Source organism: Leucobacter musarum subsp. musarum (assembly GCF_001273845.1).
Lineage (GTDB): Bacteria > Actinomycetota > Actinomycetes > Actinomycetales > Microbacteriaceae > Leucobacter > Leucobacter musarum.
The window spans coordinates 138,636-161,363 of the sequence record NZ_JHBW01000062.1; the positions used below are offsets into that span (position 1 = coordinate 138,636).

A 22,728-nucleotide genomic window follows, 5' to 3' on the forward strand; every position below is an offset into this window, starting at 1 on the left:
GGCGGTTCACCCGCCGGATGGGGTCTCGATCAGACGGCGATCTTCTCGCCGGCGAGGATCTTCTCGACCTCTTCGTGCGCGTCGGCCTCGGCAATGCCGCGAGCGAGCGCGAACTCGGTGACGAGGATGCCGCTGGCGCGCTGGTACATGGCCTTCTCGCCGGTCGAGAGCTTGGCGCCCTGGCTGCGGCGCCACAGGTCGCGCACGACCTCGCCGACGCGGTGCACGCTGCCCGAGGCGAGCTTCTCGCCGTTGGCCTTGAAGCGGCGTGACCAGTTGCCCGGCTCCTCAATGAACTCCTCTTGAAGGATGTCGATCAACTCTGCGATGCCGTCGCTATCGATGAGCTCGCGCACACCGATCTCGTTCAGCTGATCGGCGGGAATCTGGATCGACAGCTCGTTGAGCAGCGGCTGCAGCGTGAGCCAGGTGCGCTCGACGCCGCCGATCTTCTTCACCTCGATCGCAGTGATCGTCACCGCACCGTGGTGCGGGTACACGAGGGTGTGTCCCACGACGTGAGACTGCTGCATAGTGATCTCCTCAGACGCTGTCGTGTGCGGACTCGTGGGCTGGCTGCCGCACGGTCTCGACGAGTGCGTTCGGGCGCGAAAGCCGGGCGAAAAGCGCCGAATTTGGCCGGTGAACTTGCACTTCCTACTAATTTTACCCGATCACGGGCGATTTGCCCAATCCGTGATGCAAAAATGCGCTGAAAACCGATGATGAAGGGGTAGGATCACCCGCTCAGTTGAGAACGATGATGCCAATATTGAGGCTCGTCGCGAAGCATAACCAGGCTAGGTACGGCAGCATGATCCAGGCGGCAACGCGTGACCAGCGCCGGGCCGAGACCGCGAGCGCGATGACGACCACGATGAGGGCGACGATAATGACTGCGGCGATCCACCAGGCCGCCGGCCCGATCGCCGGGTAGCCCGCGAAGAACGCCGGTGTCCACATCGCGTTCAGAGCGAGCTGCGTCACGAACAGCGCCAACGCGTTGCGCGCGGCGTTCGGTTCGCCCTCGCGAAAGCCCGAGCGCCAGATGAGAAAGCCGGCGAGCGCGAGCAGCGCGTACAGCAGCGTCCAGGTCGGGCCGAAGACCGCGTTCGGCGGATTCCACGCGACTTTCTCGGCACCCGCATACCAACCGTCGACGTTGTCGGTGGATGCGAGCGAGCCACCGAATGCGACGGCAGCGACGATGATGAGGAACAGGGCGGCGGCGAAGACCTGACGCGCTGGTGCCGGCGGTGCCATGTGGGCCGGGTGATGGGCTGCTGCGGAGGATGCCGAAATCGAGCTCATGTTTCCATGCTGCCGTGCCCTGAGGGCAAACGGCCAGGGGGTTGCGCGTGCGGCTTGCGCGGCGCCAGCGAGGGGGACGAGACGAGAGGTCTCGCCATAACGCCCAAGCGGGGCGAGGCGCAAGCCACTGACGCGAGTGGCGCAACGGTTCGAGCATGGATGCATGGCACGCAGTACACCGCACCCGTCGAGCGAGCAGCCCGGAATCGAGTCGTACGCCCCGATTGGCGACGGCCGCACCGTGGCGCTCATTGGCTCGAATGGCCGTATCGACTGGCTGCCGTTGCCGAATCTGACGAACGTTCCGGTGTTCGCGCGGCTGCTCGACCACGAAACCGGCGGCTGCTTCGAGCTCTCCCCGGATGCTCCTCCCGCAGAGATCACGAGCGAGCGGCGCTACGTGCCGAACACGAACGTGCTCGAAACCACCTTCACGACCTCGACGGGCAGCGTGCGCGTGACCGACGCGATGGTGTCGGGCGTCGCGGGCCGTCTGCCCTGGGCAGAACTCGCACGCCGCATCGAGGGCGTGACGGGCGAGGTGCCCATGCGGTGGCGCGTGAACCCCGGCGCCTCCCTGCGCTCTGCGGCTCCCTGGATCGAACCGACAGTGCACGGTCACGTGGTGCGCAGCGGCGCGACTGCGTTCACTGTCGTCGGGTTTGAACACGGCCCGGCTGATCCGGACCCCGACGGCGGGACCGGGCCCGAACTCACCGGAACATTTGTCGCGCGCGCAGGATCCCGCCACCTCGTCGCCCTCGCGGCCACGCACGACGAACCGCTCCACTTTCCTGACCCGCACAACGTCGACCTTGGCATCGACCGCACCGTCGAGAACTGGCGGCACTGGTCGGAGGTCTTTTCGTATGAGGGGCCGTACGCGGAACGGATGCAGCGGAACGCGCTCGCACTGAAACTACTGATTTTCAGCCCGACGGGGGCAATCGCTGCGGCCGCGACGACCTCGCTGCCCGAAAACCCCGAGGGCGGCAAGAACTGGGACTACCGGTTTGCCTGGGTGCGCGACCTGGCCTACACCGCCACGGCGCTGGTGCGCTTCGGGTTGCGCGAGGAGACGCAGGCGGCACTGTCCTGGATGCTGCGGACGATCCGTGAGCACGGCCCCGAACTGCATGTCATGTACACACTCGACGGTGACCTGGTGCCCGAACCATCGGAGCACGACGTCGCTGGCTGGCGAGGTATCGGGCCGGTCGTCACCGGCAATCCGGCGAATGAGCAGCTGCAGCTCGGGGTGTACGGCGACCTGATCTCGATCTGCCGCACCTATGTCGACGCGGGCAACGTGCTCGATGTAGCGACCGCGCGCATGCTGGCGGGGGTGGCTGATCGCACGTGCGACCTGTGGCGCAACCCTGATTCGGGCATGTGGGAGCTCGGTGAGCAGCGCCAGTACGTTTCGTCGAAGATGGGGTGCTGGCAGGCGCTCGAGGATGCAGCAGCGCTCGCCGAGGCCGGGGCGATTCCGGGCAGTGCGGGTCGCTGGCGCGCGGAGCAGCATCGCATTCGGCAGTGGATCGACGAGCACGGCTGGTCGGATCGCCGAGGGGCCTACCGTTTTTACGCTGGCAGTGACGAACTCGATGCGTCGGTGCTCTTGCACGCGCCGAGCGGGTTCGACCGCGGCGAGCGCATGTCATCGACGATCGATGCGCTGAGCGACGAACTCGGCGCAGGCCCGCTGCTCTATCGCTACAGCGGCGCGCACCGCGAGGAGCGCACCTTTGTCGCGTGCGCCTTCTGGCGCGTCGAAGCGCTCGCCTGCGTCGGCCGTCATGACGAAGCCCTGGAACTCATGGATGAGCTCGTCAACCGCTCGAATGACGTCGGAATTTACGCGGAGATGATCGACGCCGCCGACGGCACTGCCTGGGGCAACACTCCGCAGGCGCTCAGTCACCTCGCGTTTCTCGGAGCGGTGATGACCATCCGTGATCTCGTGCCGACAGAACTGCTCGACGGACGATGACGTCGCGAGCCCGATGACCACCCACCGCAACGAAAGGACGCACCATGTCACGTGACCAGTACACCTTCGTCAACCCGGCAGAGCTTTACGCCGATATCAAGCCGCAGCGGCAGCACCTCGCCGAGCCCGGGCTCGACGCCGACCTCACGCCGAAGGCCGATCTTGGAGAGGAGAGCTACCGCGGGTCCGGGCGCCTCCAGGGGCGTAAGGCCCTCATCACCGGCGGGGACTCGGGAATCGGCGCCGCCACGGCGATCGCCTTCGCCCGCGAGGGCGCCGATGTGGCGATCTCCTACCTCCCGGAGGAGGAACCCGATGCCCAGCGCATCGCCGGCATTCTTCGCGAAGCCGGCGTGCAGGTCGCGACCCTGCCCGGCGACCTGCGAGATGCATCGTACTGCCGGTCGCTCGTGGCCGACACGGTTTCCCAGCTCGGAGGCCTCGACATCCTCGTGAACAATGGCGGCAAGCAGGTGTTCCAGGAGTCGCTCACCGATCTGACCGACGAGCAGTTCGACGACACCTTTAAGACGAACGTGTACGCGATGTTCTGGATCACCAAGGCTGCGCTGCCCCATCTCGCCCCAGGGTCGGCGATCATCAACACGACCTCGATCCAGGCCTACTCGCCGTCGGGCATTCTGGTCGATTACGCCTCCACGAAGGCGACCATCAACGCCTTCACGAAGGGGCTCGCCGATCAGCTCGCCCCCAAGGGTATCCGCGTGAACGCCGTCGCGCCCGGCCCGATCTGGACGCCGCTGCAGCCCAGCGACGGGCAGCCGCAAGACAAGATCGCCGAGTTTGGCCACGAGACGCCGCTCGGTCGCATGGGGCAGCCTGCGGAGCTCGCGCCTGCGTACGTGTTTCTCGCGTCGGCCGAGTCCAGCTATGTGGCGGGCGAGACACTCAACGTCAATGGCGGCATGCCGACCCCCTGATCGTGATGACGCGCGAGGTGCAGGTGTTCCGCTCGACGCGGGCGATCTTGGTCGAGAGTCTCTGGTGGGACGCGCGTACCAGTGAAGTCGTGTGGGTCGACATCACCGCGGGGCTGCTGCACCGGGGTCGCCTCGATGGTGCCGTTGACGGCAGCGAGGATCGCGTGGTGTCACTGCCACCGCCCGTGTCGGCCGTGCAACCGGCGTCGAGCGGTCGCTACGTTGCGGCTCTCGAAGATTCGGTCGTACTGCTCGGCTCCGATGGGCTCATCGAGCGGGTCGTTGCCCGATTGCCGCACCGCAGATTCGGCATGCGCCTCAACGAGGGGAAGGTCGACCCGTTCGGCAGATTCGTCGTGGGAGGCATGGGCCTGATCGGAGAAGCACCCGACGCCGACCTTTGGGCGGTGAGCGCCGACGGAGACGCGCGAGCACTGCGCGGTGGCTTCGGCGTCGCCAACGGCCTTGAGTGGTCGGACGACGGACGCACCATGTTCGTCACCGACACCTCCACCTCGACGATCTATCGCGGTATCTACGGCCCGAACGGGGACCTCGGCGAACTCGCGCCGCACATCACGGGCCGCGCGCACGACGGGCTCGCGCTCGCCGCAGACGGCACGTTCTGGAACGGCCTCTATGGCGAGAGCCGAGTTGTGCGGTGGGCCCGCGACGGCGCGCTGCTCGAGTCGGTGCCGATCCCGAGCCCGAACATCACCTCGGTGGCGTTCGCGGGGCCTGAGCTCACCACCCTGCTGATTGGTTCGGCGCGCGAGAACCTCACGGAGCAGCAGTTGCAAGATGCGCCCGAATCAGGGGCGATCTACCGCATCGATGTCGACCCCGACGAGCACGGTCGGCCGGTGCACACATTCGGAACGACGAAAGGACACGCATCATGAATCTGGGAATTACGGGCAAGACGGCACTCGTCACCGGGGGTGCGTCGGGTATCGGCTGGCACACCGCGAAGCAGCTGCTCGAAGAGGGCGTGCGGGTGGTCATCACCGATCACGACGCCGACGACCTCAACGCTGCTGCGGCGAAGCTCGACGCAGCACCCGACGCGCTGCACGCGTTCGCCGCCGACATCACGAGCCTCGACGATCTCGAGTCGCTGCGCGAACAGGTCGAAGCTGCGGTAGGCAGCATCGACATCCTGGTGCAGTCGGCGGGCATCACCGGCGCGCAGGGTAAGTTTCACGAGATCGACGACGACGGGTGGGTGTCGACCGTCGAGGTCGATCTGCTCGGGCCGGTGCGTCTGGTGCGCGAATTCTTGCCGGCGCTGCGCTCCGGCGGGTGGGGTCGCCTGGTGTTCCTCGCCTCCGAAGACGCGGTGCAGCCGTACGACGACGAGCTGCCTTACTGTGCGGCGAAGGCGGGCATTCTGGCGCTCGCGAAAGGGCTCTCGCGCTCCTATGCCGACGAGGGGTTGCTGGTGAATTGCGTGTCACCGGCATTCATTCACACGCCGATGACGGATCGCATGATGGAGAAGCGCTCGGACGAGCTTGGCGTCAGCTTCGATGAAGCGATCGAATCGTTCCTCGATGACGAGCGGCCGTACATGGAGCTCGGTCGCCGTGGGGAGCCCGAGGAAGTGGCGAACGTCGTCACGTTCCTCTGCTCGGATCGTGCGTCGTTTGTGAACGGATCCAACTATCGCGTCGATTCGGGTTCAGTGGCAACCATCTGAGGTTGCGTCTGCAGCGCTGAAGGCGGGCCGACCGGCCCGCCTTCAGTGGCCCCGAGCGCCGCTGTCGGTGTCGCCGAGCTCCAGATCCCAATCGAGCGACGTGAATTCTTCGGTGATCGAGCCGCCCGCGACCGGCTGGGGGTAGTCGATATGGTTTCTCAGCGCGGCGGCCTGCTGCGAGAAATCGGGTTCCTCGTTCGAGTCCCACGCCGCCGGCACTGACAGCACGTCGTTGCCGACCCCGATGACGAGCTCGGCGACGTCGGTGTGTTCATGATCGTCGGTGACGATCGGGATTTCGACGGCTTCGGCGCGGCCGTTGCGGGCGATGGCGGCGGTGAGTTCGACCAGGGCTGATGCAACGTCGTCGGTGGTGACGACGGTCTCGCCGGCGTAGGTGATGCTTCTCATGCGGCGACTCTCGCAGAGGGCGTCGGTGGTGAGAAGGGCGTTGCGTTGCACGATGCTTCGAGATATTCGCGCGCCGAGCGCATTCGGTCAATATCTGTGATACTTTCGTGAGAAGAACCTCACAAACTGAGCAACTTGCTCGTGCGCGGTTCGGGGGAGTGGGTACCGGCATGACGACCGTGCAACGATATGCAGCAGAGACCCCTGCGGTCGTCGATATCGATGTCGTGCGCAACGTCACCGACCTGCTGCAGCGGAGACTCGACACCGCCCCCGATCACGTGGCGTTCGAGGTGCGCGAGCCCGGCACGCCGCTCGACGCCCCGTGGGTGCCCGTCACGACGGCGGAGTTCGCCGAGCAGGTGAGGCGCGTCGCGAAGGGCTTGATCGTAAGTGGGGTGCAGGCGGGTGACGCGGTGCTGATCATGGCGCCGACGCAGTACCTCTGGGCGGTGGCCGACCTCGCGGCGGCGACTGCTGGTGCCGTCGTGGTGCCCGTCTACGACACCGCAGCGCACTCGCAGCTCACCGCGGTGCTCGCGGACGCGCGACCGGTCGCCGCGTTCGTCGGTGACGCGGTGCTCGATGCGCGTCTGCGCGGGGCTGCGGCCGAGGCCGGAGTCGAACTGCGCACCTGGGCGCTCCGCACATCGAGTGACGTCGACGCCGACGAGGCTCACGCGCAAGCCGACCCGGCCGAGCAAGCGGCCCCGCTCTCGCACCTCATCGAACAGGGCGAGAGCGTCTCCGATGCACAGCTGGAAGAGCGCCGCACCGCCGCCGCCCTCGACGACATCGCGACGATCGTCTACACGTCGGGTACGACGGGCGACCCCAAGGGGGCGCAGATCACGCACCGCAACCTGGTCGGCCAGGTGCTCAACACGGCCGAGGCGTACACGGAAGTGGTGCACGATCGGGGCAATACGATCCTGTTCCTGCCGCTCACGCACGTGCTCGGTCGCGCACTGCAGCTCATCTGCATCGCGAACGGCATGCGGGTGGCGCACCTCGCCGATCCCAAGGAGGTCGTGCAGGCGCTGTCGGTGCTGCGGCCGACGTTCCTTGTGGTGGTGCCGCGGGTGCTCGAGAAGATTCAAGCGGCGGCGGCGAAGGCGGCCCGAGAGAAACGCCTCGCCCCCGTCTGGCGGGCCGCCGTGCGCACGGCAGAGTCGTGGGGCGAGGCGATGGAGGCGCGGGATCGCGACGCCCACGCACGCCCCGGCCTGCGGTTGCGCGCCCGCCGTGCCGTCTTCGATCGCATCTTCTTCGGCCGGCTGCGCGCGCTCATGGGCGGACGCATCGACTACCTGCTCTCGGGGGCCGCGACGCTGCGGCCCGAGCTCGCGCAGTTCTTCCGCGGTATCGGCGTGCCGATTATCGAGGGCTACGGTCTTACCGAAACCACGGCCCCGCTCACCGGCGGCCGACCGGGGTCGCTCGTCGCTGGTAGCGTCGGCACCCCGTTGCCGGGCAATGAGGTGCGTATCTCGGCCGAGGGCGAGGTGCTCGCTCGCGGCGTCGGGGTCTTCGCCGGCTACCGCAACCCCGAGCACACAGCTGCGGCCTTCGTCGATGGCTTCTTCCGCACCGGAGACCTGGGCGAGCTCGGTAGCGATGGAGCGCTCACGCTGCGTGGGCGGATGGGGCAGACGATCGTCACCTCGACCGGCCGCACGGTGTCGCCCGAGCGCTGGGAGCGCGCCGTCGAGATGCACCCGCTCGTCGCGCACGCGGTGCTCGTCGGCACTGACCGCCCGTATCTCACGGGGCTGATCGTGCTCGACACCGAGGCCGTGCAGGCCTGGTGCGACGAACACGGCCATCAACGCCCCGCGCAGCTCGCCGATGCCGGCCTCGCAGCGGTCGCCGACGATCGGCTGCGCGCCGAGATCGCCGAGGCCATCGACCCGGCGAACGCGGCGGTGTCGCCCGGCGAACGGGTACAGACCTGGTCGCTGCTCGTGATCGGCGAAGACCGCGCCCCAGAGCTCATCACTCCCACGATGAAGCTCAAGCGTTCCGCGCTGCTCGCCGCCGCTGCGCCGGTGATCGACGCGCAGTACGCCTGACTCCACCCGACCCCGCTGCCCCCAGCTGACGAACAGGACCTGATATGTCTCGGCCCATTGCACGCTCGGTGATCCTCATCGCCGCCGCTCTCGTGTTGGGAGCGCTGCTCGCGTTCGCCGGCAGTCAGGGCAGCTGGTCGATCGGGCCGCTGCCGGGCTTCGCGATCGCCGTCGCCGCGGCGTTCGTGGTGCAGTGGATCGCCTTCGTGCCCGCGATGGCCCGCCGCACCGAGCGATTCTTCGACCTGACCGGCAGCCTGACGTACATCGTGGTGACGGTCGGGCTGCTGTTCCTGGCTCCATCGTTCGACGTGAGGTCAGTGCTGCTCACCGCGGTCGTCGTGATCTGGGCGGTGCGACTCGGCAGTTTCCTCTTTATGCGCGTGCGGCGCAGCGGCGCCGACGATCGCTTCGATGAGATCAAGACCTCGCCCGTGCGGTTCCTCTCGGTCTGGACGGTGCAGGGCGCCTGGGTGAGCCTCACCGCGGCGGCGGCCTGGATCGCCATCACCTCTGAGCACGCCGCGGCCGTGGGCGCGAGCACCTGGATCGGGCTCGGCATCTGGGCGCTCGGGTTCGTGATCGAGGTCATCGCGGATGCCCAGAAGAGTCGCTTCAAGGCCGACCCCGCCAACGACGGTCGGTTTATCTCGACCGGTCTGTGGTCGGTCGTGCGACACCCGAACTACCTCGGCGAGATCGTGCTCTGGGTCGGCGTGCTCGTCATCGCGGCCCCGGCGCTGCGCGGCTGGCAGTGGATCGCGATCCTCTCCCCGCTCTTCGTCATTCTGTTGCTCACGAAGGTGAGCGGCATTCCGCTGCTCGAGGAGAAGGCGCAGCGCAAGTGGGGTGACGACCCCGACTACCAGGCCTACCGCGCGCGCACGCCCGCGCTCATTCCCGGGCGCCGGGGCGCAGCCGATCGCAGCCGTGCGCGTCGCGTACTCGGTGCCCTGGGTGCCGCAGTGCTGTCGCTCGTGCTGGTCGCGGTGGTCGGCTTCGTCATCTGGGCGGAGCAGACCTATCAGGCCGAGCCGCAGGCGCTCGCCGCAGTGAGTCAAGACGACCGCGTGGACGTCTCGCAGGCGGGCGGACCCATCGTGATGACGCCGACTGGCGAGGCCAACGGGCGGGGGCTCGTGTTCTTCGCGGGCGCCAAGGTCGTGCCCGAGGCGTACGAGGCGACCTTCCGCGACACTGTCGCCGCTGGCACGACGGTAGTGATCACGCAGTCGCTGCTCAATCTGCCGCTCTTCGAAACGCGACCGCTGGCCGACTTCACCGGCCTCGCACCCGAGGTGACGAGCTGGTCGGTGGGCGGGCACAGCATGGGCGGGGTGAAGGCGTGCATGTACGCCGATGCGGATCGCGATGCCGTCGACAGCCTCGTGCTGCTGGCCTCCTACTGCTCGGGCGACGCACTCGCCGCGCGCGATGACCTGCCGGTGCTCTCAATCTCGGGCACGAACGACGGCCTGGCGACCCCCGAAAAGATCGAGGCGTCGGCCGCCGGTCTGCCCGGCGCGACCGAGTTCGTCGCGATCGACGGCGGGGTGCACGCCCAGTTCGGGGCGTATGGTGAGCAGTCGGGCGATGGCGAGCCGACGATCTCGGATGATGCGGCGCGTACACAGATCACCGCGGCGCTCGAGGAGTTCTTCGGCGCGGAGTGAAGCTGGGGCTCGTGGGCCTTCGCTCGTAGGGCGGGTGCGTCATTGCGCGCCGTCGCAGGTGTATTTGCGGAGCATACGTTTTTGAAACATCAGTATTTATACACTTCACCGCATGAAGATTCTGTTCCGTACTGTGACGACCGCGGCGTTGTGTGCCGTGGTGCTGCTGACCGCTCAACCCGCGTTCGCGGTGGCCGGTGGCACCGAAGCCACCGAACCCTACCCGTTCATGGGTGCCTACAAGCCCGGCTACCCGGTGCCGCCCGGCGCCGGGGGCAACGGGTGCGGGGTATCGGTGATCGACGCGACCTGGGCGGTGACCGCGGCGCACTGCCTCAAGAACAACCACGCCGCCAACGGGTCACCGCAAGGGTGGACCGTGCAAGTGGGGTCCACGGACGTGACTCACGGAGGCACGGAAGTTCCGGTGCAGCGGTTCTTCCGTCTCACGACCGGGCTCCCGTTCGGTAAGGATCTGATGCTGCTGCAGCTGCGTGACGCGGTTGACGTGGAGCCGATCGCGTTGGCCTCGAAGACGCCGCTCGTGGGAACGCCGGTACGTTTCCTTGGCTGGGGCAGCACCTGTGATGAGTTCAGCAATGGCCCCGAGTGCTACCCGGCGCAGTTGCGCGAAGGTGACGGGGTGATTCGTCCGCTCGCAGACTGCCCGGAGTCACTGCTGGAAGACGCAGAGCTCTGCGTCGGCGCCAGCGCGGGTGCTCACACCGGGAATGCTGACTCTGGCGGCCCGTTGCTCGTGCAAGAAGACGGAGAATGGAAATTGGCGGGTGTGCTCTCAGGGCCGGCCAACGACCCAACCATCGCCGGCGTCTACACCGACATCACGATTCACGCCGACTGGGTGCGCGCGACCATGCGCGACTCCGCGAGCTTGGTCGATGACGATGTCGTTCCGGACATGGCGGGTTACCCAGACTTTGACGGGTGCATGGGATCGGTCGTGCGCAGCGCGGCCTCGGTCGGGAGTGACCCGGCGATGTTGCTGACCAATGGTCACTGCGTGCAGATGTTTGGTGCGGATCTCGCGTTTCCTGAACCGGGCACCGCGCTCGTGGACCAGCCCACGGGTGAGAACTCGCTCATGTTTCTCGACGGCGGTGGCTACGGTATTTTCCCGGCGCACGCTGACCGGGTGATCTACGCCACGATGACCGGTACCGACGTTGCCGTGCTGCGTCTCGACCAGAGCTATGACGAGATCGAACGTCAGGGAGGGCGTGTGCTGTCTTTGGCAACCTCACCCGTCGAAGCGGGTGTTTCCTTGTCGCTGAAGAATGGCACCGGGCAGACCTGCGAGATCGAGGCAATTGTTCCGCAGCTCCGCGAGGGCTCGTACACCATGGAGCAGTCTCTTCGTTTTGCGCAGAGCGACGAATGCCTGCAATTTCCCGGGCAGTCAGGCGCCGCGCTGGTCGCCTCCGACGGACACACGCTGGCGGCAGTGCTCAATACGCACAATCGAGACGGGGAGTCGTGCACCGATAACAACCCGTGCGAGGTTGCCGCAGACGGTACCACAACGGTGTTCGATGGCCGTGGCTACGGTCAGCAGGTGGCCGGAGTGAATGCCTGCCTCGCGGCCGGTTCAGTACTCGACCAGTCGGCCGCGAACTGCGCAGTCACGGGTGCGACCTCCACTTCGGAAAGCGTACAGCCGGGCAGTGGCGACGTGGTTGCGACGGACAGCGGTCTGACTGAGCTCGCGGCGACAGGTGGGTCGCAGATCCAGGGGGTGTTGGCGGCTGGGCTGGTGCTGCTGGCGCTCGCGGGTGCGATCGCGGGCGGGGTGTGGATCGCTCGGTCGCGTGGGCGCCGTGTCGCTGAGTAGGCGCCTGCAAGCATGCTCACCAACGCGCTGAGGGTTCGGCGACTGCGCCGAGGCCTCAGCGTGTTCGTGGGCGGCGGGCGACCCGCAGGTCGCTCAGCCCGAATCTGCCGCGGGGAAGGGCCTCACGAATGCGGGCATCGCTGAATGGGCGGTGCGGGCGAATCTCGGGGGCCGCATCGGGTGCGGGGGGAGCCGCCTCGCTGACGCCCTCGGCGAGCATCTGCGCCTGCGCTTTCGCGAGGAGCGGGGTGACCATCAGCCACTCGGTGAGTTGTGCGACACCCCGGATCGCCCAGACTGGTGCGGGCAACACGATGATGCGGCGGCCCGCGACGGCAGCAATGCGGCGCACGGCCTGGCTGAACCGGAGCTCGTCGACGCCGCGCACCGTGATCGTCGGTTCGGCGATGCGCCCCTCGAGGGCGGCGAGCAGCACGTCGACCATGTCGGCGACCGGCACCGGGCGCACCGTGCGCTCGCGCAGCCCGACCGTCGTGAATACGGGCAATGTGCGCACCGATCGGCTCACGTGGTCGACGAGGTGGTCGCCGGGGCCGTAGATCATGCCCGCCTTGAGAATCGTGTACTCCAGGCCCGAGGCGCGCACAAGCTCTTCGGCCGTCCACTTCGTCTCGTGGTAGGGCGATTCGCTGCCCGGGCGCGCGCGCAGAAAGCTCAGCAGAACGATGCGCTGCACCCCGGCGCGACGGGCGGCCTCGTTTACGGCGCGCGTGCCGTCGACGTGCACGCGCTCGTACGTCTGATCCCCGATCTCGCGGTTGATGCCCGCGCAGTGCGCGACCGCGTCGCGGCCCGTGAATGCTTCGGTGAGCGCGTCGACGTCATCGATAGCGACGCCGGTGCGGCGCGAGACGATGACGGTGTGCTCGGGATCGAGCCGCTCGGCCAGGTGCCGGCCCACGAAGCCGGTGCCTCCGGTGATGGCGATGCGCATGGTGACTCCTGACGGTGAGCGGGTGATACCGTCACCCTATTTCGCAATTATGCTATATTGCAAATATGGCGGATACGGCGACGGATATCTTCGCGGCGCTCGCGCACCCGACGCGGCGCCAGATTTTGCAAGACCTGAAAGATGGCGAACTGGCTGCGGGGGAGATCGCCGCGAGGTTCAGTGCCACGGGCCCCACGATTTCACGTCACCTGTCGGTGCTGCGCCAGGCCGGGCTCGTGACCGAGCGACGAGACGCGAACCGCATTCTGTACTCGTTGGTCGGCGAGCGCCTCGCGCTTTCCGTTGGCGACTTCCTCTCGACCGTCTGCCCAGAGCAGATCGTGCTGCGTGAGGTGCGCAAGCGTCGTGCGAACTGACACCGCTATCGAAGCCGGTTCGCTCGAGGCCACGGCGATCCTCGACTACCGTGCGCCCGTGATGCGCGGGATCACCGAGCGTGCGCAAGTGTCAGCGACATCGGGTGATCCTGCCGCCGTGCTCGAAGCGGCGCACGCCCTTATTCGCACGCAGACCCGTGCGGTGTATGCGCTGTCAGAGCGCACACCGGCGTCGCGCACTCTCGCGCGCGGATACGGCTCTTGCAGCCAGCGTCTCGCGATTCTTGAGGGCGTTGCCCGTTCACTCGGTGTCGCCACCCGCGTGCGTGCGCTGCACGTGGACCGGACGTTCTGGTATCCCCGATTTCCGCGCGTCGCCTTCGTGCTGCCGAAGCGCATTCTGCTCGTCTGGCCCGAGTTCGCGATCAATGGCTGGAGTGCGGCCTCCGAGCTCTTCGGGTCGATCGGGTGCCGAGGCGGCGGCGCGTTCACGAATCGCGGCGCCGAAACCCTGTTCGAGGCGGCCGGGCGCTGCGCTGTCGACTGGGATGGCCGATCGGGTGGCGGCGAGTTCGATCTGTCGCGATACGTTCGAGCAGACTTCGGGTATTTCGCGCACCGCGACGACGCATTCGATGCGCTGGGGGAGACGATGGGTTCGCCGGCGCGGTGGGTGATCGACCCGATCATGCGACGCATCGCGGCAGAGTGACGCACTGAGGCCCCCGGCGAAACACTGCCGGGGGCCTCAGTGAGGTCGCAGTTCGAGTACCTACTCGTTGCCGATGGCCTTGTCGGCCGCATCGCGCGCGTCCTGAATCTGGCCCTCGAACTTGCCGCCGGTCACCTTGTTCGCGGCGCCTGCGACACCGTCGAGCAGCTTGTCGCTGATGTCTTCGGCCTGCTCGCTCTTGAGCGCGTCGGCGACTTTTCCGTCGCTGAGGAATTCCTTGGCCTTTGCGGTGAGATCTTCGATACCCATATGCTGCTCCTTCGTCCCCGGGCGACCGGGCGCCGCTCCTGCGAGTATTTTCTCGCGACAGGTGGCCCTGCGTAAAGCGTTGAATCGCTCCACGGGTGCTCGAATGCCTCTGAGGTATTGGGAGGGGCAATATGAAATCCGCCCGCAGCGGCTTCGGCGACAGGTCGCTTTGTGGCCAGCGAACGTGAAATCACCCAGTGTTGATGTGGGGCATTGCTTCATGCAAGTGTTCTAGTGTTTTACGCCATGAGATTGAACACTGCGACACGAAACATCTTGCTCACGATTGCGGGCGCTGCTCTGCTCGCCACCACCGCTTGTGCGCCAGAAACCCACGCCGCATCTGCATCGGCACCAGTGGCATCCGCTGAGCAGCAGCAAACGAACCGCATCGTGGATCAACGAACACTTTCGCAGAGACTCAATCGACTTCAGGGTCAGTACGGGGCGCGCATCGGCTTGTTTGCCCTGGATACGCTCACTGATCAAGTCGTGGGTTTCAATGAAGATCACAGATTCGGGTACGCCTCAAGTATCAAGGCTCTGCTCGCAGCATTCTTCTTGGAGCGGGTGACCGGGGAGAGCCGCGGTGAGCAGGTCACCTGGACGCAGGAGCAGGTAGACGATGCTGGATACGCCCCGGTTACTGGAGAGCACGTCGGCGAAAGGATGAGTGTGCAAGAACTCGCGGAGGCGACAGTGCGCACCAGTGACAACCTCGCCTTCAATCTCGTTCTTGAGAAACTTGGCGGCCCGGATGCGTTTCAGCAGTGGCTTCGAGATCAAGGCGATCAGGCGACCGAATTTGCCTCGTACGAGCCGTTTGTAAACGACATCGTCGATGGTGACACCGCGAACACCTCAACCCCGGCCTCGATGACCTCCACACTTGCTCAGGTCGTGACCTCGCTTGGGCGCGAAAGCGCAGATCAAGATCTCCTCGTTGAATGGATGAGTGGCAACGCGACCGGAGACACCCTACTGCGGGCCGGTGTCCCCGCCGGGTGGACTGTCGCGGACAAATCAGGCGGCGCGGCAGGTATGCGCAACGACATCGCAGTCATTACCCAACACGGTCAGGACCCGGTCATCGTGTCGGTGCTCACCACGAAGCGCGATCCCAAAGAAAAATACGATGATCAGTTGCTCGCTGACGTCGCCGAGGCGCTGTTCGCTGACTGAGTAGGGCGGAAGATAGGTGAGAGCTTCGTCCCGGCGCTCTCTTTCTCCGATCGCCATGTCGGCGGTGCCCATGCGGCGCCTGGGCGGGGGAGCAAGTGCATGTCTTCGCACGCGAGCTCAGCCGCAACCGCATCGCCGGCAAGAATTGCCTCGTGCATCTGCTCCCATCCGTGAGTGAGCATCTCCCAATTGGGTTCGCGCTGGTCGACAGTGATGCTGTATTTGAAGCTGAGTGACGTCACTGCCCAATCGGCAACCAGTTTCAGCGTGGGGTTCTTGCACCGCTCGATCATGAGTCGGTAGTACTCGATGGTGACGTTCATGTGTGTGCGTGCGTCGGCCGCGGCGATCGCAGCCTTCGCGCGCTCCACGAATGTGAAGATCTGATCGCGTGCTGCGTCATCGAGGTCAGACACGATGGTACGCAGCACTCCGCCGAAGACGGTGCCCACAGTCTGTATCGCGTGAATCACGTCTTCAGGGGTCGGGTCAACGACACGGGTGTGCGTTTGGGCGGCGATTTCGACGAAACCTTCGACCTGGAGCGCGATGATCGCTTCGCGGATTGGGGTGCGGGATATCCCGAGCCAGTTCTGCAGGCTGGCGTCATCGAGCTGTTCGCCGGGTGCGAGCGTGCCGTCGAGAATTGCGGCGCGGATCAGATCGTGCGCTTCGTCGCGGAGGAGTCGGCGGGCAATCTTGGGCTTGGAGGCGTTGGGGATCGGCATATCCTTCACTCTACGGTGCCAGTATCGAAGGCATCGTTGTAGTGCGCAATGAGCTATTCGAAGATCTGACCGCTTCGCGCATCACCAACGCGGCGTCACGCGTGCGGTGAATGGGGCTTGCTGAGGGAATCGGCGTACGCGTGCAGTGCCGCCTGGTCGACCGGTTTCAGATCGATGAAGCGATCCGGCCCGACTCGCACCGGTTCGGCATCGATCCACACGCGATTGCCCTCGACGCGCAGCACGCCGACGTAGAGCACCCGGTCGGTGTTCGACGCCCACACCGTGATCAGCAGTCGGTCGCCCGGATGCGTGAACGCGGTGGTCAAGGCTGTGACGATGCCGTCGCGATCGGTGCTTCCCCGGCGGATCGCCTCGACCACGAGATCGGTCGGGAATGCGGCGGTGACCCCGTGAATCAAGGGGTTCGTCAGCACGCCGCCGCCGCGCACGCGCCAGCGGCGCGATCCCACGAAGATCATCACGACACTGAAGAGCGCGATCGCCGGTGGCAGGAAGAACGTTCCGGCGATCGCCATGCCCGCGCGGCGGCGGCCACCCAGCATTTCGACGATGTCGGACGGATGCAGCAGCACGATCGCCGTGATGACCGCGAATACGACCGCCGTGATGCCCCAGAACCAGGTGCGCTTCGGGGAGCGCTCTGCGACGAAGTCTTCGGGGCGCGTGGCGAACCAGGCAGAGAGGTTGCGCGAGCGCGAAGAGATCGGCGCGAAGCTCATGCCGCCGAGCGTACCAAGGGGCGTGTCAACGCGTCCGCAATTGGTTAGGGCTGCTTTCCAATTGGGCGGTGCCCAATTGGTGCCCGAGCGGGGGAGCAGGTGCATCTCTGCGCACACGCGCTCGACCGGGTGAATAACGTGCAGACAGCAAAAAACCCCGCCGCTTTCGCGACGGGGTTTTCTTTCCTGTGTGCGCCCCAAGGGATTCGAACCCCTGACCTTCTGATCCGTAGTCAGATGCTCTATCCAGCTGAGCTAGGGGCGCCCGTTGGTTACCCAACTCGAAATACTCTACACGAGCGTTTCGCGAAACTGAAATCGAGGCCACTTCGCGCGAGGCCTCCGCGCGTGTCGCGAGCGCCCGGTACCCTGGAACGCGTGTCACAGAGCCCTGAACTCGTCCGCGCGGAAGCACTGATCCGCGAGATTCCGAATTACCCGTCGCCGGGCATCCTCTTCCGCGACATCACACCGCTGCTCGGCGATGCCGAGGCGCAGCGCGCCACCGTGCACGCGCTGATCGAGCCGTTCGCGGGCACCTTTGACGTCGTCGCAGGCCTGGAGGCGCGCGGGTTCTTGCTCGCGAGCGCCGCCGCGTACGCGAGTCAGACCGGCCTCATGCCGATCCGCAAAGCCGGCAAGCTGCCTCGGCCGGCGGCCAGCGTGGGGTACGCCCTCGAGTACGGCACCGCCGAGGTCGAGGCGCACGACGACTTCGCTCCCGGCACTCGCGTGCTGCTGATCGACGACGTGCTCGCGACGGGCGGCACGCTCGCGGCTGCACACGAGCTGATCGAGCGGCTCGGGTACGTCGCAGCGGGCACGTCGGTGCTGTTTGAAATCGACGGTCTCGGCGGCCGCGAAGCCGTCGGCGACCCCGAGCTGCATACGGTGTTCCGCAGCTAAACGCGAATGTCGGGGGTAAGGGCGAGGATCGGCAGATGAGTCGACGCACGAGGCGCAGCGAGCCGCCGCTTCCCGCCCCCGATTTCTTCGATCTCGCGGGCAGCGATCCTGAGCTACTCAATTCGGGGCGCATTCCGGATCCGCAGCCGGAGCACACGCCGCTCTTCCGCTGGCTCGCCCGAGTGCTCACCGCGGCTGAAGCGCGGTTGCGCGCGAATGGCGATGCGACCCTGCGCAACGCACTGCGATTCTTCTGGGTGCTCGTCATGGGTGCGGGCGTCTTCTTGCTGCTCGGCCCGGTGCTGAACCCGCCGATGAGCTTCGATGACGTGATCGACTCGGCTGACATCGACGAGGTCGACTGGGTCGCGCGTGACGCGCAGCTCGACTACGTCGTCGGTCGCACCGACGATGGCAGATTCGAGGCTCGGGTCACCGAGTCGTACGAGGCCGACTTCCGCAACGGCCCCGAGACGAGCGTCGAGCGTGTCATCGTCACGGAGTTCCAGGGGCACGACGTGCGTCTTGACGTCGCCGGAGCAACGGTCGACGGCGAGGCGGCCGACGTCTCGGTCACCCCGAAATCGACCACCACGGAACTGCGCATCACGCGAACCGACGGCGAGCCGTTCGCGGGCACGGAGCAGATTTCGCTGTCGTATGAACTGCACGACCTCATCACGAGCGAGGTCGATGAGGCGACGGGTGCGGTGGTCGATCGCTTCCGGTGGTCGCTCTTCGCACCGACGTGGCCGCAAGCCACGAAGGGCGTCGAGGTCTCGCTGACCCTGCCGGCCGAGATCAACGACGCGCTCGTCCGTGCCCCGCGCGGTTCGATCGCCTGGCTCATCAGCGCGTCGACCTGGTTGACGCCCGATCGGGTAACCGACGACGGCGCAACGGTGTACTCCTTTACGAACGACCAAGCGTTGCCGCCCAATGCCGAAGCAACGCTTTCCGCGAGCTTCGCCGATGGCACATTCGTGCAGCCGCCGACGACACCGCTCTACTGGGTGCAGACTTACGGTCCGCTGGTACCGCTCGTAATGCTCGCCGCGCTCGTGCTGTTCGCTCTCGCGGCCCGACGTATCGTGTGGGCCGATAGCGCCGGTGAACCCTGGTACCTGCCGCGAGCCGAACCCCCTGACGGGATGACTCCGGATCACGCGGCGCAGTTGCGCGGACGCGTGCGGCACGCCGAACTCGTCGAGGCGCTCGGCGCAGCGCCGGCGGCTGCTTCGAAGCGTCGTGACGCATGGCTTGCCGGCCTTGCGCGAGCCGCGCGACGGTCTGGGCGATGGGGCAACCTGCCGTCTGTGGTGAAGCGCGCAGCCCGCTGGCGGGCCGCCGATGCCGCAGTTACCAGCGGGCTACGTTGGGTGCCCGATAGCTACGTGCGCGACTTCTTCACATTCGCGCCGATCGCGCTCACGCTGGTGCAGTGGGGTGTGCTGCGCCAGCTCTCGCATCAGGTGATTCTGGCGATCGTCTGGTGGCCGGCGCTCTTCGTGATCGCATCGACCGTGCTGGCGGTCGTCGCGGTGAGTGTGGTGCATCGCCCCCGCCCACTGACCCGGGCAGGTGCACTTGCCGTGCAGCAGCTCAAGGGGATCGACGTGTGGGCGCGCGCGACGCGGCTGCTCGAGCGCGGCCCCGTCGACGACGCGCTGCTGCCCTATGCCCTGCCGTTTGTCAGTGCGCGGCGCGCGGGTCGCGCGGTGGGTGAGCTTGCAACGCAGGAATCAGGTCGACGCGATATTGCGCGCGGGTGGCGCAATGAGCACGTCATTTCAGGAGTCGCGATTACCGCGACACTTGCGGCCGCAGCGGTCTTGGCCGGTTCAGTCGTTGCGGTGTCGACGCTGCCGCCACCGCTCGCATTCGAACACGATTTCGTGACCGACACCGACGACCTCCCCGGCACGTTCTCAACTGATGTCACGGGCTTCGAGATCGCGGGCGAGCTCAGCCGTACGGCCGAGGGCAGCGCACAGGTGCGAGTCACCGAACGCCTGAATGTGCGATTCGACGGGAACGGGTCGCGCGTACCGCAGTTCGCGAAGGAGTGGCCGACCGAACGCTACGACCAGTCGCTCGGATTCCGTCTCGACTCGGTGAAGATCGACGGCGAATCAGCCCCGTACGAGCAGCGATCGCAACCCGCGACGCGCACCGTGGCAATGGTCACGCAGTTCTCCGACGTGCTTGACGGCGATCACGAGATCGAAATCGCGTACACGCTCGACAGCGCCGCCGTTCGCGTTCCGGGAGACGACGGCGCAGATCAGGTGCGCTGGAACGCCTGGAACGCGTTCCTCGATACCGACTATTACCGCGATGTCGATGATCTCGACGCGGGCATCGCGCAGATCCGCCCGCTCCGCGTGCAGGTCACGGTGGCTTCCGAGTTGGTGCCCGAACTGCGTGAGAGCGGGTGGATCGGCTCCGACCCCGATCGCGACTTCGAGCGCGACGAAGACGTGCTCCCACTTGAACGTGGGTTGGTGGCAGCGCCCTGGGTGCACGAGAGTCAGTACACCGTCGACGACGCGCTGCGCACCCGGCTCGACCTGCGTATCGGCGCAGTTCAGGAGCGCGCCGACGGGGCACTCGTCGCCACCTTCGACGCCGACCAGGTGCAGTCGCGCACCCGAGAGGATCTGCTCGAAGACACACCGGCGGGCCCGTGGGGCATCGACCCCGACGTGAACCGAGCGCTCACGCGATACGACCTAGGGCTTACGAATGATCTGGGCGCCGTGTTCGATTTCCCGGCTGGCACGTTCACCGACACCTCGCCCGCCGCGGCTGAGACGTACGCGCTCGGGCGGGCGCTGCCCTACGCGACGGTGTACGCACTGCTTGTACTGGTGCTGCTCGCCAGTGCCGCGGTGATCGTATGGTGCCGAGGGAGCCGGCGACGCGCGCCCGAGACGCGCCCCGCCTCCGCGAGCCTGCGCACCATTTCGTTCGTTGTGATCCCGCTCCTCGCGCTCGCGCAGTGCGTCGTCTTCTGCTGGACGGTGATGCCGAGTTCGGGCAGCGACTCGCGTGGGGGATGGGCGATGGCGGCGGGCGCGGTCATGCTGATCGCAGTGGCCACGGAGATCGTGATCGTGGCCCGCCGGTCACTCGCCGCGGTCAGAAAACCGCGCTCGAAAATTTCGAACGGTGGGCGATCCAAGTCGCGCAAGGGAGCAGAATAGAGCAATGACTGAGATCGATGCCACGGCCGCCTTCTTCGCCGCACGGGATCACCTGCTCTCCAGCGCCGGAGACCCGCAGCGGCAGCGCGCCGAGTTCACCTGGCCCGACGTCGGCCCCAACTTCAACTGGGCTCATGACGTCTTCGATGTCATCGCACGCGACAACGACACCACCGCGCTGTGGATCGCGGAGCAGGATGGCAGCGAGCTGAAGCGTTCGTTCGCGCAGCTCAAGCAGCGTTCCGATCAAGTGGCGAATTGGCTCACCCGCATCGGCGCCAAGCGCGGCGACGTCGCGATGCTCATGCTCGGCAACCGCGTCGAACTCTGGGAGATCATGCTTGCCGCCATGAAGATCGGCGTCGTGATCTTGCCGACCTCCGTCGTGCTCGGCGCACACGAACTCGACGACCGCGTCTCGCGCGGAACGGTGCGCTGGGTCTTCGCCTCAGGGGAAGACGCGGTGAAGTTCCGCGACGTGCCGGGCGAGTACCGCGGCATCGGCGTCGGGCTCGACGCCGCGACCGACGATCAGCGGGCGAGCCTGTACGACTGGGAGCGCTACGAGGAATCGTCAGCGGCATCCGTGGCGCCGGTCACGAAGTCGACCACGAGCGAGGACGCAGCTCTCCTGTACTTCACCTCGGGCACCACGAGCCTGCCCAAGATCGTCGTCCACTCGCATACGAGCTACCCGGTCGGCCACCTCACGACGCTGTCATGGCTCGGCGTGCGGCCCGGCGACACCCACCTCGTGATCAGCGCACCGGGCTGGGCGAAGCACGCCTGGTCGAGCTTCTTCGGCCCGTGGCACGTCGGCGCGACGATCTTCGTAGCGAACTACGCGCGATTCGACGCCGAATTCTTGGTCTCCGAGCTCGACCGGGTCGGAGTCAACACATTCTGCGCACCGCCCACCGTGTGGCGCATGCTCATCCAGAAGAAGCTCGAGCTCAAGCCGCGTGCGCTGCGCGAGATCGTCTCCGCCGGCGAGCCGCTCAACCCCGAGGTCATTGCCCGCATTCAGGAGTGGTGGGGCCTCGAGATTCGCGACGGTTATGGCCAGACCGAGACGACAGCTCTGATCGGAAATCTTCCCGGTGACCCGATCGTCGCCGGTGCGATGGGGCAGCCGCTGCCGGGTGTCGATGCCGTCCTCATCGACCCGCTCACGGGTGCCGAAGTTGAGGAAGGCGAGATCTGCCTGCGACTCGCACCGCAGCGCCCGGTCAATTTGATGCCGGGATACTTCGGTAACCCCGAGGCGACCGCGAAAGCGACGCGCGACGGTCTGTTCCACACCGGCGATGTCGCACAGCGCGGGGAGAACGGCGTGCTCACCTTCGTTGGCCGCACCGATGACATCTTCAAGTCGAGCGACTTCAAAGTCTCACCGTTCGAGGTCGAGAGCGCGTTGATCGAGCACGCGTTCGTGGCCGAGGCCGCCGTCGTCGGCGCTCCTGATGACACGCGTCTCAACGTCACCAAGGCGTATGTCGCGCTCGCCGCAGGGGTCGAATCGTCAGGGGAGACCGCGCGCGAGATTCTTGCTCATGCGCGAGTGGCGCTGCCTCCGTACATGCGGGTGCGCCGCGTCGAGTTCTTCGAGCTGCCGAAGACGACGTCGGGCAAGATCCGTCGCATCGAGTTGCGGCAGCGCGAGGAAGCCGCGCACGCGGCCGGCGAGCGCATCGACAGCGAATGGCGCGAAGAGGATTTCCCGGGTCTCAAGGGCTGAA

At 66.4% G+C, this 22,728-nt stretch carries 20 protein-coding genes and 1 tRNA gene; 13 read left to right on the top strand and 8 right to left on the bottom strand.

All coding sequences use genetic code 11. The features are described 5' to 3' along the window. Window positions 1–29: 29 nt before the first annotated feature. Window positions 30–533, bottom strand: coding sequence for a CarD family transcriptional regulator (locus CH42_RS00855; RefSeq protein WP_053351314.1), 504 nt, complete (start codon window positions 531–533; stop codon window positions 30–32). Between the two features lie 214 nt (window positions 534–747). Beyond that, the gene (locus tag CH42_RS00860) at window positions 748–1,311 is read right to left on the bottom strand and encodes a TspO/MBR family protein (protein WP_082309203.1); all 564 of its coding nucleotides are present in this window, start codon (window positions 1,309–1,311) and stop codon (window positions 748–750) included. Between the two features lie 163 nt (window positions 1,312–1,474). Here CH42_RS00860 and CH42_RS00865 point away from each other — a divergent pair, with 163 nt between their 5' ends. Genes CH42_RS00865 through CH42_RS00880 form a run of 4 tightly spaced genes read left to right on the top strand, consistent with a single transcriptional unit; the run spans window position 1,475 to window position 5,944 of the window. After that, window positions 1,475–3,304: a glycoside hydrolase family 15 protein gene (locus CH42_RS00865; protein ID WP_053351315.1), complete on the top strand. Its 1,830-nt coding sequence runs from the start codon at window positions 1,475–1,477 to the stop codon at window positions 3,302–3,304. A gap of 44 nt (window positions 3,305–3,348) precedes the next feature. Beyond that, complete coding sequence (locus CH42_RS00870) at window positions 3,349–4,245, top strand: SDR family oxidoreductase (protein WP_053351316.1); 897 nt, start codon at window positions 3,349–3,351, stop codon at window positions 4,243–4,245. Window positions 4,246–4,250: 5 nt separating this feature from the next. Further along, window positions 4,251–5,147 carry an SMP-30/gluconolactonase/LRE family protein gene (locus CH42_RS00875; RefSeq protein WP_053351317.1) on the top strand — a complete coding sequence of 299 codons (897 nt, stop codon included), beginning with the start codon at window positions 4,251–4,253 and terminating at the stop codon, window positions 5,145–5,147. After that, complete coding sequence (locus CH42_RS00880; RefSeq protein WP_053351318.1) at window positions 5,144–5,944, top strand: SDR family NAD(P)-dependent oxidoreductase; 801 nt, start codon at window positions 5,144–5,146, stop codon at window positions 5,942–5,944. Before CH42_RS00875 ends, CH42_RS00880 begins: the two co-directional genes overlap by 4 nt. Before the next feature lie 42 nt (window positions 5,945–5,986). Here the strand turns inward: CH42_RS00880 and CH42_RS00885 are convergent, their stop codons facing one another. Continuing rightward, window positions 5,987–6,355, bottom strand: a complete 369-nt coding sequence (locus CH42_RS00885; RefSeq protein WP_053351380.1) for a hypothetical protein — start codon at window positions 6,353–6,355, stop codon at window positions 5,987–5,989. Window positions 6,356–6,525: 170 nt separating this feature from the next. Here CH42_RS00885 and CH42_RS00890 point away from each other — a divergent pair, with 170 nt between their 5' ends. From CH42_RS00890 to CH42_RS00900, 3 genes are all read left to right on the top strand, one after another. Continuing rightward, window positions 6,526–8,427 carry an AMP-dependent synthetase/ligase gene (locus CH42_RS00890; RefSeq protein ID WP_053351381.1) on the top strand — a complete coding sequence of 634 codons (1,902 nt, stop codon included), beginning with the start codon at window positions 6,526–6,528 and terminating at the stop codon, window positions 8,425–8,427. A 44-nt stretch (window positions 8,428–8,471) separates the two neighbouring features. Further along, window positions 8,472–10,100: a DUF1295 domain-containing protein gene (locus tag CH42_RS17060; RefSeq protein WP_075205168.1), complete on the top strand. Its 1,629-nt coding sequence runs from the start codon at window positions 8,472–8,474 to the stop codon at window positions 10,098–10,100. Between the two features lie 112 nt (window positions 10,101–10,212). After that, window positions 10,213–11,949, top strand: coding sequence for a S1 family peptidase (locus CH42_RS00900; protein ID WP_053351319.1), 1,737 nt, complete (start codon window positions 10,213–10,215; stop codon window positions 11,947–11,949). 55 nt (window positions 11,950–12,004) lie between these two features. Here the strand turns inward: CH42_RS00900 and CH42_RS00905 are convergent, their stop codons facing one another. After that, window positions 12,005–12,904: an NAD-dependent epimerase/dehydratase family protein gene (locus tag CH42_RS00905; protein WP_053351320.1), complete on the bottom strand. Its 900-nt coding sequence runs from the start codon at window positions 12,902–12,904 to the stop codon at window positions 12,005–12,007. A 65-nt stretch (window positions 12,905–12,969) separates the two neighbouring features. Between CH42_RS00905 and CH42_RS00910 the strand changes: the two genes are divergently transcribed. Continuing rightward, window positions 12,970–13,281 carry a metalloregulator ArsR/SmtB family transcription factor gene (locus CH42_RS00910; protein ID WP_053351321.1) on the top strand — a complete coding sequence of 104 codons (312 nt, stop codon included), beginning with the start codon at window positions 12,970–12,972 and terminating at the stop codon, window positions 13,279–13,281. Next, entirely contained in the window at window positions 13,271–13,954 is a 684-nt protein-coding gene (locus tag CH42_RS00915) for a hypothetical protein (RefSeq protein WP_053351322.1), read from the top strand. Before CH42_RS00910 ends, CH42_RS00915 begins: the two co-directional genes overlap by 11 nt. Before the next feature lie 60 nt (window positions 13,955–14,014). On the opposite strand, the gene CH42_RS00920 is transcribed toward CH42_RS00915, so the two are convergent. Beyond that, complete coding sequence (locus tag CH42_RS00920) at window positions 14,015–14,224, bottom strand: Rv0909 family putative TA system antitoxin (protein ID WP_053351323.1); 210 nt, start codon at window positions 14,222–14,224, stop codon at window positions 14,015–14,017. Window positions 14,225–14,500: 276 nt separating this feature from the next. On the opposite strand from CH42_RS00920, the gene bla reads away from it, so the two are divergent. Then, on the top strand, window positions 14,501–15,406 hold the full coding sequence (gene bla / locus CH42_RS00925; RefSeq protein WP_053351324.1) for a class A beta-lactamase: 906 nt from the start codon (window positions 14,501–14,503) through the stop codon (window positions 15,404–15,406). Here bla and CH42_RS00930 read toward each other — a convergent pair. The 3 genes from CH42_RS00930 to CH42_RS00940 form a co-directional block, all read right to left on the bottom strand. Next, entirely contained in the window at window positions 15,364–16,134 is a 771-nt protein-coding gene (locus tag CH42_RS00930; RefSeq protein WP_053351325.1) for a GntR family transcriptional regulator, read from the bottom strand. The two genes, bla and CH42_RS00930, sit on opposite strands and share 43 nt — an antisense overlap. Window positions 16,135–16,229: 95 nt before the next feature. Further along, window positions 16,230–16,877, bottom strand: coding sequence for a hypothetical protein (locus CH42_RS00935; protein ID WP_053351326.1), 648 nt, complete (start codon window positions 16,875–16,877; stop codon window positions 16,230–16,232). A 191-nt stretch (window positions 16,878–17,068) separates the two neighbouring features. Further along, window positions 17,069–17,142 (bottom strand) — tRNA-Arg (locus CH42_RS00940). A gap of 113 nt (window positions 17,143–17,255) precedes the next feature. Between CH42_RS00940 and CH42_RS00945 the strand changes: the two genes are divergently transcribed. The 3 genes from CH42_RS00945 to CH42_RS00955 are packed head-to-tail and all read left to right on the top strand — an operon-like array spanning window position 17,256 to window position 22,727. Next, window positions 17,256–17,783, top strand: a complete 528-nt coding sequence (locus tag CH42_RS00945; protein WP_053351327.1) for an adenine phosphoribosyltransferase — start codon at window positions 17,256–17,258, stop codon at window positions 17,781–17,783. A 35-nt stretch (window positions 17,784–17,818) separates the two neighbouring features. Then, window positions 17,819–20,989 carry a DUF2207 domain-containing protein gene (locus CH42_RS00950; RefSeq protein WP_053351328.1) on the top strand — a complete coding sequence of 1,057 codons (3,171 nt, stop codon included), beginning with the start codon at window positions 17,819–17,821 and terminating at the stop codon, window positions 20,987–20,989. A 4-nt stretch (window positions 20,990–20,993) separates the two neighbouring features. Beyond that, window positions 20,994–22,727 (top strand): AMP-binding protein, encoded by a 1,734-nt coding sequence (locus CH42_RS00955; protein WP_053351329.1) that lies wholly within the window; start codon window positions 20,994–20,996, stop codon window positions 22,725–22,727. Window position 22,728: the final 1 nt, after the last annotated feature.